The following is a 12,993-nucleotide window of genomic DNA, read 5'->3' as shown; positions in this document are numbered from 1 at the left end:
GTGTTTTTGTAAAATTAGCAAAAATAGAAGAACCAAAAACTAGAGGGCATTGGCTTTTAAGGCCGATACCAGTTTCACACATTCCATAGCCTCCTTGACATCATGGACCCGTAGAATATTTGCCCCTTTCAACAACGCAATCGTGTGGAGGGCGGTGGTGCCGTTCAAAGCTTCCTTTGGGTTGGAATCCAATACTTTATAGATCATGGATTTTCGGCTCAATCCAATCAAAAGAGGCAAGCCGAACGTCTTGAAAAGGTCCAAATGGTTCAACAGGGTATAGTTTTGTTCGGTGGTCTTGGCAAAGCCAAAGCCGGGATCTATGATGATGTCATTGATCTTTTTGGAAGTAGCTTCCTGCACTTTTTCGGAAAAATAATGCCGAAGATCCTTGATCAAATCGGTATAAGTGGCCTCTTTCTGCATGGATTGCGGGGTGCCTTTCAAATGCATCATGATATACGGTACCTGATATTGGGCAACCGTGCGGAACATCTCCTGATCTAAATTTCCAGCGGAAATATCATTGATGATGGCCGCACCTCTTTCCAAACTTTCGGCAGCGACCCTGCTCCGGAAGGTGTCCACGGAAATCAAGGTGTCCGGGAATTTTTTCAGGATCAATTCTATGACCGGTAGCATACGCTTCAGCTCCTCGTCTTCATCCACATGTTCCGCCCCTGGTCGTGAGCTGTAGGCACCCATATCTATAAAGGTGGCCCCATGATCTAGCATGTATTCCACTTGATTCAATATAGAAGCTTCGTCCTTGTAGGTTCCCCCATCAAAAAAAGAATCTGGGGTAAGGTTAAGAATACCCATCACTTTGGGCACCGTAAGATCTATAAGTTCACCTTTACAGTTTATGGTCATAAAAAATATCTCCTTTGTTGGGTTTCACTATCTTTGGCAAAGTGCTCTGGGCACATTTATTTGGACGAAATTTACGCAAATTAGCAACAATACATGCAGCAGACTTCCCAACAGTACGATGCGGTGATCCATACCTGCCGGGAATTGTTTTTGAAAAAAGCACAGGACTACGGTACCGCCTGGCGGATTTTGCGCCTACCTTCCCTGACCGATCAGATTTTCATCAAGGCCCAACGTATTCGTAGCCTACAACAGAACGATGTGCGAAAGGTGGACGAAGGGGAACAATCGGAATTCATTGGGATCATCAATTATGCGATTATGGCCCTGATCCAGATTAAAAAAGGAGTGGCGGAACAACCCGATCTGACCGCCGAGGAGGCTATTGCCCTATATGATGCCGAGGTGGCCATCACCAAAAAATTGATGGAAGACAAAAACCATGATTACGGAGAGGCATGGCGGGATATGCGGGTAAGTTCGCTGACGGACCTGATCCTGCAGAAGTTGCTTCGCGTAAAACAGATTGAGGACAATCAAGGTGCCACATTGGTAAGTGAAGGCGTGGATGCCAATTATCAGGATATGATCAACTACGCAGTTTTTGCACTGATTCATCTAAATTCCGAATAACAGATGATGACAAGGGAATTTGTGTTTAGGGGAAAAAGAGTCAAGAACCAAGACAAAGAAGATAGTTGAGTTTTTTACCAATCACATATCATATCTATAGCCATCAACCCATTGGTGAAACTTCGTGTGGTTTGTGTCAGATTAAGGTTTTTGATAAGTTGGAATTTATTTTGAAAAAAACATGAAATATTTAGTTTGGATTTCAAGGGTCTTTGTAGGGGTGCTTTTCATCATCAGTGGCCTTATTAAATTGAACGACCCCGTAGGATTTTCGTTCAAATTGGAGGAATATTTTAGCCCTGGGGTGCTGGACTTGCCCTTTTTTCTGCCCATGGCCTTGGGTATTTCGATTTTTGTGGTGATTGTGGAGGTGATCTTGGGGGTATTGCTCCTTATTGGCTTTAAACCGAAGCTTACGGTTTGGAGTCTTTTGCTGATGATCGTATTTTTTACCTTCCTTACGTTTTACTCCGCCTATTTCAACAAAGTGACCGATTGTGGATGTTTTGGTGATGCCGTAAAACTGACCCCTTGGGAATCGTTCACCAAGGATGTGGTGTTATTGGTTTTCATTCTGATTTTATTTTATGGAAGAAAATACATCACTCCACTTTTCAACACAAAAACCAATTGGATGGTGGGAGCAGCAGCTCTGCTGGCCTGTATTTTATTTGCCAACCATGTGTTGAACCATTTACCATCGGTGGATTTCAGGCCCTATAAAATTGGCGCCAATATCCAAGAGGGGATGACGGTTCCGGATGATGCGCCACAACCCCTGTACGAATATGCTTGGCGTTTTAAGGTGGATGGAGGCGAACAAACCATAGTCACCAATGGGGAATACCCGAGCGTGGAAGGTGAGTTCATAGATGTGGAGACCACACAGATCCAAGCAGGATACGAACCTCCCATCCATGATTTCACCATTGAAAAGGACGGTCAGGATTATGCTGCCGAACTTTTGGAAGAGGATAAGCTGATCATGGTGGTAGCATACGATCTGGCCAAAAGCAACTACGATTTTTTCCCCGAAGTGGCCCAAGTGACCAATGAAGCAAAGAAAAAGGGATATACGGTAATCGGTATGTCGGCCTCAAGTGACGATTTGGCCAATCAGGTGGAACAAAAATATAAGCTGGATTTCGACTTTTACTTTACGGATGAGACTACATTGAAGACCATTGTGCGTTCCAATCCCGCAATATTGGTTTTACGAAAGGGCACTATTCAGCAAAAAGTGCATTACAACGACTTAGATAAACTTACGCTTTAAACATAACCCACAAAAAAACAAAACATGAGAACGAAGATAGTGGCAGGAAACTGGAAGATGAACAAGAATAGGGAAGAGACCGAGGCTTTGTTGGCCGAACTTTCCGCAAAACTGCCCGACACCAAAGCGGAGGTCATTGTGGCTCCCACTTTTGTGAACCTGGAAACGGCCCAACGAAGCTTGGAATCCTCCACCATCAAAGTGGCGGCCCAGAATATGCATTTTGCCGAAAGCGGTGCCTATACTGGTGAAATCTCTGCGGATATGCTCTTGAACTTGGATATAGATACGGTTATCTTGGGTCATTCTGAGCGACGCTCTTACTTTGGTGAAACCGATGAGCTATTGGCAAAGAAAATGGACACCGCGGTTGCCAAGGGACTAAAAGCTATTTTTTGTTTTGGTGAAGAACTGGAGGACAGGAAATCCGACAACCATTTTTCCGTAGTGGAAAGCCAATTGAAAAACGGATTGTTCCATTTGGAGGCCAGTGCTTGGAAGAACATCGTTTTGGCCTATGAGCCTGTTTGGGCCATAGGAACTGGAGAGACTGCTTCCCCGGAGCAAGCCCAGGAAATGCATGCCTTTATCCGCAAGACCATTGCAGAGGCCTACAATGCTTCCATCGCTGATGAAGTTTCCATCCTCTATGGAGGAAGTGTGAAACCAAACAATGCAGAGGAGATTTTTTCCAAACCCGATGTGGACGGAGGATTGATCGGAGGGGCTTCCTTGGTGGCTTCGGACTTTGTGGCCATCATCAACGCCATTTGATCGGAAACTATGGGATTGGTATATCTCGAGTATGATTTTACAATAAAACCGGCTCAACCGGCAACGGATATTTTGATTGCCGAACTGGGAGAGGTGGGGTTTGAGAGTTTTGTGGAGAATGAAACCGGACTTTTGGCCTATATCTTAAAATCGGATTGGCGGGAGGATATTTTGAACGGACTTTATATTCTGCAACAACCGGGTTTTGAGATTTCATGGACCCAAAAAGAAATCCAACAACAAAACTGGAATGCCGAATGGGAACGGAATTTCCATCCCATTACCGTTGGGGACAGATGTATGGTGCGTGCCCCGTTCCATCCCGCAGCTGAGGTGGAGTATGACATTGTGATAGAACCCAAAATGAGTTTTGGAACCGGGCACCATGAAACCACCCATATGATGCTCCAGCATATTTTGGATATGGATGTTCAAGGGAAATCGGTATTGGATATGGGTTGCGGAACCGGGGTTTTGGCCATTTTGGCCAAAAAGAAGGGGGCAGGACCTGTAGATGCCATAGACATTGACGAATGGTGCTACTTGAACACCCAAGAAAACATAGAGCGGAATGATTGTGGGAGTATCAAAGCCTTTCAAGGCGATAGCAGTTTGTTGAAAGGAAAAGAATACGATGTGATCTTGGCCAACATCAACCGCAATATATTGATGGAAGATATTCCTGTCTATGTGGAGTGCCTTACTTCTGGGGGAACACTTTTATTAAGTGGCTTTTATTCGGGGGATTTGGATGCAATTTACTCAAAATGTGCAGCCTACGGATTACAATTTGAAAAAAATCTGGAAAAGAACAATTGGATTTCAGCAAAATATGTAAATTAGAAAGGCTTTAACTCCATGGATTATGGGCACTAGGGAAAAAGAATCGGAAGACCTGCTTCTCGAGGAAGAGGTTGTAGAGCAGAATGAGATTGTATTGTTCAATGACAATGTGAATACGTTTGACCATGTCATTGAAACCTTGATCAAAGTGTGTGAGCATACCCCTGAACAGGCTGAACAATGCTCCTTGATCGTACACTACAATGGCAAATGCACGGTGAAGACCGGGGAGTATTCCTATCTTGAACCCAAATGTTCCCAATTATTGGAGGCCGGATTGAGCGCTGAAATCGTTTAAAGCGTTTTTTATTTTTCGCCGTTCATTTTTATCCCAACAAGTTTAATGAGTGTTTTCCTTTTCAGGGAAAGTTCCTGAAAGGGTCATATATTTTAATGTATAAGCCGAACAATGGAGTAAAAATCACAAATTCTTTACTTGTGACTTGAGGTAATAATGAGCCAATCACTTTAATTTTACACATGAAAACCAATGCAGTATCGTAAAACATCGTATCTAGGGAATGGGCGAATTTTTTAAGGCAGAACTAAAGGACCGTTTTCTGGAATATGCATTGGACCGAAAGGATTATTTTGAGATACAGACTCTCTACGATGAATTTCTCCGACCCAATTACAGCCTACACTTTGTTGAGCGTTTGATAAAGGATATACAGGAGTACGATCCCAATTTACTAGATATTATGAGTGGCAATGGGGTGGAGATATTTTTGTTGGCCTCAACGCCCAGTACCCAGGATTTTTTGAATGATGGGGGGTTTATGGATATGTACGTCAAAGAGGAGGAAAAGTGGGATGTTTTTTTGGAGCAATTGCCTGCCGTTAAAAAAAACGGTAAAGAGAAAAAGCAATTGTTCAAGAAGAAGTCCCCTGTGCTTAAAAAGGAGAAAACGTTACTATTTGGACTCATAGCAGCGGTGGCCATAAGCTTTTTGTTCACCCTGTTCAGTATTTTAAAAGAGAGTTTGTTTGAACCCCAATATGTTCCCGCAGATGATTTTGAGCGCGAAATGGAACGCATTCGTTTGGAGTATCTGGAAGAAAACCAACGGTTACAGTTGGAACTGAAAGAGGCGCGCAGAAACCTGGATTCCTTAAAAAGATAAACCTTGAGCCATGATTTTGTTTAAAGGTTGAGGGAAGGTCAAAAGGGGTATGGTTAGGAAGATTTGTTTTGCTGCTGCCTTTGATAGGCCCGTGGGGTCATATTCGTTTCCTTTTTAAAAGCACTGTAAAAGGCAGAAGATGTGTTGAAACCTGCATCATAGGCCAGATTTTCAACCTTTTCATGGGCAAAATCAATATGGGAGAGTTTGGATGTGATTTCTTGAATCCTAAAGCTATTGATCACATCCTTAAAGCTTTTTCCATAAATGGATTTTACCCCATTTGATACCAAGTAAGCAGGGGTACCGATCATTTTAGAGAACTGTGCAATGGAAATCCCTGGTTGCACAAAAGCCCGTTCCACCTCAAGGGCATGGATTATTTTATCCTTCACCTCTTTTGGGGTGACTACTGGGCGATTTTTGCTTCGGAACATGGGGGTTCTCAATGCTATAAAAAACAGGATATAGATGGTCAGAGAAGCCAATAGGATGCCCCATATGTAAAATGTCCTACTGGAAATGTACAACTGGAGGGAGAATATCAGCCATAATCCAAGAACCCCATAAAATAGGGAATTGTGCCATTTTGATACCTTCCCCATGGACCACTTGCCAAACACTAAGCGATACCCCACAACAATAAGGTATCCCATTAAAAAGTGCCCCGCCCAAACGTAAAGTCCAAATGCAGGAAAGACTTCATTGGCCGCAAGGATAAATGCGACGAAGGGAATGATCATATGTAAAAGGTGCTGCCATTGAAACTTTTTCCCACCCGTAAGCGTGTATGTAAAGTAGAGGAACAGCAACGGTCCCATAAGAACCGAGCCTAATAGCCCAAATGAAATACCCACTACGGAAGACCCGTGAAAAACATAGGAGAACAATGATTTGGAAAGCCGCATCACCAAGGCCAAGAACAAGAGCCCCACGGCAAGGTCTCCCCATTTGTTTTCGTTGCGCACCAACAAAAAGTAAAGGGCCATCATCAATCCGCTGGAGATGGCTGCCCCGGAAAAAATGGTCAATGCTACGGAAGGTTCCATGTGTTTTGGTTTGGGCTCAAGTTAAAGCCTATGCCTTTCGTAATATGTTAAAATTCATATAAATGGATGTCCGCTTTTTTGTAAACAGGATAAAAAAACATCAGGCTACATCCATATTTGGGCATTGAGTCAAGTATAAGCCATCACATATCATGAAAGTTACAAAAACACTGATTTTGGCCTGTTTGGTCATAGTTTGCAATCTAGGTCATGGGCAACAATCGGATGGAACCCACCGAAGTGAATACTATGCTGTGTTGCCCTTTTGGGAATCTCCCTATCAACCTGTAAAAGGAGGGTATCCCATTACCGAAGAAGAGGCGTTGCACCGAATCAACCTAAAAGTGGACTATAATGCAAGCAACCAGGTTATCGCAACCCATGTTCGTATTGGAGAGGAGTACAAGGAGTTTGAAGGTCGATTTGGAAACCTGAACATCAATGCACCCCATACCAAAATCACCCATTCCCCGGATAAGGAAGTGCACCATTTTTTTGACCGTTTTGGGAACCGGGTTTCGGTGATGGGGAAGGTGTACGCCAAGATTTATGAAAAGGATGCATTGGGGAGAAACATCTCCTTGACTTTTATTGATGCCAACGATGAGCCGGTTTCTGACTGGTTTGGTGTGATGAGCTACCAATGGTTCCACGAGCCCAATGGAAGCATTATTGAGGAACGTTTGGACAGTAATGGGGAACTGATTCCTTTGCGAGGAGAGTTTCATTTTTTACGGACCCGTATGACCTTTGATGGATACGGATACTTCGGAACCCTTGAAAATGTTGATGCAGAGGGCAATTTGGTCAATACCGATAATGGAGCAGCTTTTTTTAAGTATTACTACGATTCCCAAGGACGTTTTGACCGTTGGGAGGTTTTTGATGCCAACGGAAAACCTGCCATTGGGCCTTCCCATACTGCCGGGGAACAAAATGTGTGGAATGGTTATGAATTGGAGGATATTGTGTTTTTTGACCAACAGAAGAATCCGGCTACCCATTGGTCCGGAGCGGAGAGGTGGCATTTTGAAACCGATGGATTTGGGAATAGGACCCTGTTGGAATTTCAAGATGGTGAGGGGAATCCCAAGAATGCCAATGGAGGATATGCAAAATATGTGGCCGAATGGACTGCAAATGGAAAGCATTTACTTTCCGAGACCTACTTGGATGAAAAAGGATTGAAAACCGTTCATAAGATTTCGGGAGTACACCGGGTGGAGTATGTTAGAAACCCTTTAGGGTTGATTTTGGAAAAACGATATCTGGATAAGGAACACAACCTAATGAATAGAAAGGATAGTGGGGTTGCCCTTGAAAAGAAACGTTATGATGTCAACCATGCTTTAATCACAACCGAATTGTTCGATGTTCATGGAAACCATATCCAAAATCCATAACGCCGATTGGAAAGTTGCTCTTTTGTTTCTTAGAGTTTTTATATCAATTATAGTCTCTTTGGTGATAACAATTTTATTGATTAGGGAACTTGAGATATTAACTATTTCAAGGTTCTTTGAAAAAGTATTTTTTGGCCTCTTCTTTTGTTTCTTTGTTTGGAGATACAATAGAGATTTATTCTGATATACGTTTACCTTTCCAATCTTCCCCAGTATATTCGAAAAGTCTGGGTATGGATGCCCAATAACCGTAGTTTTTCTCAACATCGTCTGACTGAAGCAACATGGTTGAGTCTCCTCTAATAATCATTCTACTGTTGCCATATTTTAGGATTCCCCTCATTTCTACTGTCGTACTATTCAAAAGGTTGAGGGAGAAAATGACATTTAAATGTTTGTCCACAATCTCCATTCCCCTATCATCATAGTTATATTTGTAATTATTGGGGTCTATATCGATTAGGTAGTTGTCTTTAATAATGGTAACTGGAAGGCCTTCAATGTCGTATAGTTTTGCAGTCAAAAGAAATTCGCCATCTTCTGATATTCTATAACTAAGTGTACACAGCTCATTAGCAGGGATTAATTTTCCAATAATACAAGATGACAACGATGATGGAATTTCATGTGTAACGAAGTATCCTGGTTTTCCGTCAAGTCCCACACTGTATTTGAACTTAATTTCAGGCTCCATTATTCCCCTCTCGAATATAATCCCACCGAGCCTTTCTTTTGGCCATATTAAATTATTTAACCAACCACCGATAGTGATTGGAATGAAAAGTTCCAGTACAATCCAAATTACTATGGTGATCAGCCCCCCTCTTAACCACTTTATTCTTTTAATATAGTGCTTGCGACAATATCCAAATTTGTGGGCATAATTTAAGCAATATCCATCTTCCTCCCGGACCTTGCACCATCTTTTAATTTTGTCAGTCATAATTTTGAATATAGCATTAAGAGTGATATTTGTTGTTTGGTTAATGGGCCAAATCAATAATGAGAAAAAAGATAGAATAACTGAGACAAACTTTTAAAGCAATCCTCGCTCCTAGATTCTATGTAGATTACTTCTTAACCTTTTCTGTCTTGTTCTTAACAATTTCAATTTTCATCTCTTTGATATTTTTCTTTAAAGCTCTTATCTCTTTTTCCATCATGCTTGTTTTTGCAGAATCTTGGATGATTTTAACATCAAATGGAGGTTGTGCTGGTTTATCGGACAGAAAGAAGATTATGATGTTAAATATTAGAAGTGAACAGGCAATAAAGATTGAAAAATTTGCTCTCTTTCGTGCTCTTGACGCTTGTTCCTTTGATTCTTTAAGTAGTAGGTAATTTACGTAATCTTTGGTTGAACCACCTTTAAGAAAAAATGGAAATGCAAAAACAAGGTGGATTCGATTAAAGTAGACATCATCAATTTTTCCGACCACAAGAATTCTCTTGGATGCATGCAAAAAAACTGACTTTTGTGTTTCAGTATCTAATTGCTCATTGGTAAAATTTTCTACTAACCATAAGCGAAAATTATATTCAGCATGGCTTGAAACATTTATTTTGCCATTCCTTAAAATCTTTTCATCAAAGTCTGAATAGAATACTCCCTGAGTCTTTAAGGCGCCTAATTCTAAAGCTTTTATAAAAATGTTACTGTCCATAACTTCTCTTTTTTTGAGTTCAAGCCAGATTAAAGCATAAATGACGTAAGCAAAAAGCAGCTATTGTCAAATAAGAAAATTCAATAACTTCTTTTCGTAATGAACAGGTAAGTCAAAGTATATGGGTATGGGCAAAAAAAAAGGAGTTGTTGATATTTCTTCTCCAACTCCTTCATTTTTCAGTGACCGCGGCAGGATTCAAACCTGCAACCTTCTGAGCCGTAATCAGATGCGCTATTCAGTTGCGCCACGCGGCCTTTTAACAGGGCTGCAAATATATTTCTTTTTACCTTTACTACAAAACCTGTGCTGTCAAAAAAATCTATGGATTTAGCTTCCTACATTCGTGATATAGAAGACTTTCCCAAAGCCGGTGTCATCTTCAAGGACATAACCCCACTTTTAAGTGATCCAAAAGCACTCAACAAAGCCTGCGATGTGCTTTGCGGTTTTGCAAGCCATATGCATATTGATAAAGTGGTGGGGGTAGACAGTAGAGGGTTCATCTTTGCGCCATTATTGGCCTCGCGTTTAGGAGCTGGATTTGTTCCGGTAAGAAAATCGGGAAAACTGCCCCATACTACCATTTCGGAGTCCTATGAACTGGAGTACGGTTCGGAAATTTTGGAAATCCATACCGATGCCATCAAAAAAGGCGAAAAGGTGTTGGTCCATGACGATGTGTTGGCCACTGGAGGAACAGCCAATGCCGTCTGCAAATTGATTGAAAAACTGGGAGGGGAAGTGGTGCAGTGCAATTTTTTAATAGAGCTTACCTTCCTAAATGGCGCCGAAAAACTGAATGGCTATCAGATAGAGGCCCTTTTGCAGTATTAGTCCAAAGCGTTTTTGGTAACATAATACCGCCAGCCTATAATGGCCAGCTGCAATTTGGAGGCCTTGGATAGGTCCAATCCTCTTTTGGTAAAAGAAGGAAGTACTACCTTGTTGATTTTTGCCAAGATTTTGAAAAGCATGGTGTTAGGTGTTGGTCAAAACAAATATAACCAAGATATTGGGTTACGGGCAACCGTGGTGCAAAAGAAAAGGGCCAATTCAATTGGCCCTTTTCTTAAATCCTATTGGTTGGAGGCGATCCAACGGTCAATTTTATCTTCCAACAATGCCAAGGGAACACAGCCGGTTTCCAAAACTTGATTGTGGAATTGCCCAATGTTGAACTGGTCTCCAAGGGCATCTTCAGCTTTTTTGCGAAGCTCCCTGATTTTCAGCTGTCCTATTTTGTAGGATAGGGCCTGACCAGGGTTGGCCATGTAGCGCTCAATTTCTGAAGTGATGCTGGCTTCAGATTCAGCTTCATTGTCCAACGAGTATTGAATGGCTTCTTCGCGGGTCCATCCTTTGGAGTGTAGACCGGTATCCACGACCAATCTAACGGCACGGTGCATTTCGGCACCCAACATTCCAAAATACTGGTAGGGGTCTGTGTACAATCCCAATTCTTTGCCCAATGATTCGGTATAAAGGGCCCAGCCTTCCCCATAGCCGCTGTACCAAAGGGTTTTTCTGAATTCTGGAAGTTCCTCGTTCTCTTGGGTCAATGATATTTGATAGTGGTGCCCGGGAATGGCCTCATGTAGGAATAGGGATTCATCCGAATAGGTGTTGTAATGGGTCACATCGGGGATGGGGACATAGAAAATACCAGGTCGAGTGCCATCCAGGGATCCTTGATTGTATTCGGCACTTGCCGAATTCTCACGAAATGCTTCGGTCCGCCTTACCTCAAAAGGGGTTTTCGGTTTTTTGTCGAACAGTTTTTCAATCTGGGGCTTCATGCGCTCATGGATGGCATTGAAATTGTCGATTACCTGTTGCGGGTCCGTAAAGGGCATAAGGTCCTTATTGTTTCGAACGTAATCGAAAAACGCCTTTAAGTCCCCTTCAAAACCGACCTGCTCCTTAATTTTTTCCATTTCGGAACGTATACGGGCCACTTCGCTCAATCCCAATTCATGGATTTCGGCGGCGGTCATATTGGTGGTCGTGTATTTTTTAATTTGATGGGCATAATGGGCATCTCCATTGGGTTCGCCCTGTATGCCGCTGGATTCACGGCCAGCCTCAAGATAATCGGTGCTCATAAAATTGTAGAGACTTTCATAGGCGGGAATGACCTTGTTGGTGATCATGTCCTCGTAGGCTTTGGTGAGCGACGCCTTTTGTTCCTCGGTAAAATCGGCAGGCATATTTTTTATGGGTTGGTAGAACAGATGCTGGTCCAAATCCTTTCCCGTTTGGGACTGGAGCTGGGGCAGGACTTTTACGATCAATGACTTTGGGAGGACATGGCCTTTTTCCATACCCTCTTTCATTTTGGTTTCCGTGCTGGACAGCCATTCCAAATAGCCATCTACCCGTTTCATCCAATTCTCGTAATCCTCTACCGTATTGAAGGGTTGTGCACTGGAGCCACTTGCCAATTGCCCCACAAATAAATTGGGGGACCACATTTGGTCAATGGGAGTAAGGTCCGCGTTAAAATTGAACTCATCCAGATTAATGTTGCATTCCCATAACAGGATGGCCTTGCTCATCTGTTCACTCTCCGTAAGGCTTTCATCTGGGAACTGGGATAGTTTTTCCTTATATCCTTCATAGTAGGCTTTTGATTCCCCCTTGTACACATCGGAAAGCATATTGGGGAAGGAGTCGTCGTACCTGTGGTCGCCGGCCATAGTGGCCTGTAAGGGATTCAGTTTGAGCCCATCCTCATAATAGTTGTCCAATACGGTAGCAAACTCAGTACTTTTTGAGGGGGTTTCCTCATTCTTCGGTTCATTTTTGCAAGAAGCCATGGCAATAAGTGCCATAGCTACAATTGTTATTTTTTTCACTTTTTTTGAGTTGATTTGTTAGAGGTGTAAAATAATCAAATCGATAGCATTTATATGCTAAACTTTTAATAAAAGTGAAATTCCGCATTGATGGGAATGTTTGGCATGTGAACCGATGTGCAAAAAAGCCTTTGGATTTTTGTTGGCATTAGACAAAAATAGTTTCAATGATAAGCATGAAGAGCATCACAAAAAGTTTGACAATGGTAATCATTATTGGATTGATTTTTAGGTTAAAAAATGATTGTTGGCCGATTACTTTTTTCAATTTAAAATGACAGAAATCATGTCTCCAAACTTTTCAATGAAAATCTATACAATTGCATACAAGATTGTAGGTTTTTAAATGAAATGCTCCTTGGATATTTTGTACTTCTCTTGAAAAAAGTTACATATTTAAATGTATATTGATAAAATGAATTATAAAATGTAACATTTGTAGGGCCATTTTTGATCCCTTTTTAAAAACCAAGGGGGATTTCGTTTAGAAATGGGG

14 protein-coding genes and 1 tRNA gene are annotated in these 12,993 nt (G+C 42.0%); 8 read left to right on the top strand and 7 right to left on the bottom strand.

The annotated features are described in order from the left end of the window. Positions 1-39 precede the first annotated feature (39 nt). On the bottom strand, positions 40-873 hold the full coding sequence (folP, locus tag ACPD8L_RS07490) for a dihydropteroate synthase (RefSeq protein ID WP_421809908.1): 834 nt from the start codon (positions 871-873) through the stop codon (positions 40-42). A 93-nt stretch (positions 874-966) separates the two neighbouring features. On the opposite strand from folP, the gene ACPD8L_RS07485 reads away from it, so the two are divergent. The 6 genes from ACPD8L_RS07485 to ACPD8L_RS07460 all read left to right on the top strand — a co-directional run bounded on the left by ACPD8L_RS07485 (position 967) and on the right by ACPD8L_RS07460 (position 5,523). Further along, on the top strand, positions 967-1,506 hold the full coding sequence (locus ACPD8L_RS07485) for a DUF1599 domain-containing protein (protein ID WP_136565740.1): 540 nt from the start codon (positions 967-969) through the stop codon (positions 1,504-1,506). A gap of 181 nt (positions 1,507-1,687) precedes the next feature. Then, on the top strand, positions 1,688-2,782 hold the full coding sequence (locus ACPD8L_RS07480; protein WP_116218348.1) for a BT_3928 family protein: 1,095 nt from the start codon (positions 1,688-1,690) through the stop codon (positions 2,780-2,782). Positions 2,783-2,806: 24 nt separating this feature from the next. Further along, positions 2,807-3,556, top strand: a complete 750-nt coding sequence (gene tpiA / locus ACPD8L_RS07475; protein WP_293301916.1) for a triose-phosphate isomerase — start codon at positions 2,807-2,809, stop codon at positions 3,554-3,556. 9 nt (positions 3,557-3,565) lie between these two features. Further along, a complete protein-coding gene (gene prmA / locus ACPD8L_RS07470; RefSeq protein ID WP_423942739.1) occupies positions 3,566-4,399 on the top strand; it encodes a 50S ribosomal protein L11 methyltransferase in 834 nt (277 codons plus the stop codon). Between the two features lie 22 nt (positions 4,400-4,421). Then, positions 4,422-4,697 carry an ATP-dependent Clp protease adaptor ClpS gene (locus ACPD8L_RS07465; protein WP_116218345.1) on the top strand — a complete coding sequence of 92 codons (276 nt, stop codon included), beginning with the start codon at positions 4,422-4,424 and terminating at the stop codon, positions 4,695-4,697. Between the two features lie 223 nt (positions 4,698-4,920). Then, a complete protein-coding gene (locus ACPD8L_RS07460) occupies positions 4,921-5,523 on the top strand; it encodes a hypothetical protein (RefSeq protein WP_116218344.1) in 603 nt (200 codons plus the stop codon). Positions 5,524-5,576: 53 nt separating this feature from the next. Here ACPD8L_RS07460 and ACPD8L_RS07455 read toward each other — a convergent pair whose 3' ends face one another. Next, positions 5,577-6,572 (bottom strand): helix-turn-helix domain-containing protein, encoded by a 996-nt coding sequence (locus ACPD8L_RS07455; RefSeq protein ID WP_421809905.1) that lies wholly within the window; start codon positions 6,570-6,572, stop codon positions 5,577-5,579. Positions 6,573-6,724: 152 nt separating this feature from the next. Between ACPD8L_RS07455 and ACPD8L_RS07450 the strand changes: the two genes are divergently transcribed. Further along, complete coding sequence (locus ACPD8L_RS07450; protein WP_421809904.1) at positions 6,725-7,975, top strand: hypothetical protein; 1,251 nt, start codon at positions 6,725-6,727, stop codon at positions 7,973-7,975. Positions 7,976-8,150: 175 nt separating this feature from the next. Here ACPD8L_RS07450 and ACPD8L_RS07445 read toward each other — a convergent pair whose 3' ends face one another. The 3 genes from ACPD8L_RS07445 to ACPD8L_RS07435 form a co-directional block, all read right to left on the bottom strand. Then, positions 8,151-8,918 carry a hypothetical protein gene (locus tag ACPD8L_RS07445; protein WP_421809903.1) on the bottom strand — a complete coding sequence of 256 codons (768 nt, stop codon included), beginning with the start codon at positions 8,916-8,918 and terminating at the stop codon, positions 8,151-8,153. Positions 8,919-9,045: 127 nt separating this feature from the next. Further along, a complete protein-coding gene (locus tag ACPD8L_RS07440; protein ID WP_421809902.1) occupies positions 9,046-9,639 on the bottom strand; it encodes a hypothetical protein in 594 nt (197 codons plus the stop codon). A gap of 183 nt (positions 9,640-9,822) precedes the next feature. Beyond that, positions 9,823-9,896 (bottom strand) — tRNA-Arg (locus ACPD8L_RS07435). A gap of 67 nt (positions 9,897-9,963) precedes the next feature. On the opposite strand from ACPD8L_RS07435, the gene ACPD8L_RS07430 reads away from it, so the two are divergent. Beyond that, the gene (locus tag ACPD8L_RS07430; protein ID WP_116218341.1) at positions 9,964-10,476 is read left to right on the top strand and encodes an adenine phosphoribosyltransferase; all 513 of its coding nucleotides are present in this window, start codon (positions 9,964-9,966) and stop codon (positions 10,474-10,476) included. Here the strand turns inward: ACPD8L_RS07430 and ACPD8L_RS07425 are convergent. Together ACPD8L_RS07425 and ACPD8L_RS07420 are read right to left on the bottom strand one after the other, a co-directional pair. Then, complete coding sequence (locus ACPD8L_RS07425) at positions 10,473-10,616, bottom strand: SsrA-binding protein (RefSeq protein WP_293301902.1); 144 nt, start codon at positions 10,614-10,616, stop codon at positions 10,473-10,475. The genes ACPD8L_RS07430 and ACPD8L_RS07425 overlap by 4 nt on opposite strands. A gap of 102 nt (positions 10,617-10,718) precedes the next feature. After that, the gene (locus ACPD8L_RS07420) at positions 10,719-12,497 is read right to left on the bottom strand and encodes a DUF885 domain-containing protein (RefSeq protein WP_423942737.1); all 1,779 of its coding nucleotides are present in this window, start codon (positions 12,495-12,497) and stop codon (positions 10,719-10,721) included. Positions 12,498-12,993: the final 496 nt, after the last annotated feature.

This window comes from Flagellimonas algicida (assembly GCF_049629585.1).
Lineage (GTDB): Bacteria > Bacteroidota > Bacteroidia > Flavobacteriales > Flavobacteriaceae > Flagellimonas.
Note: the sequence above shows the minus strand (reverse complement) of the source record. Positions and strands in the feature narration are given on the sequence as shown.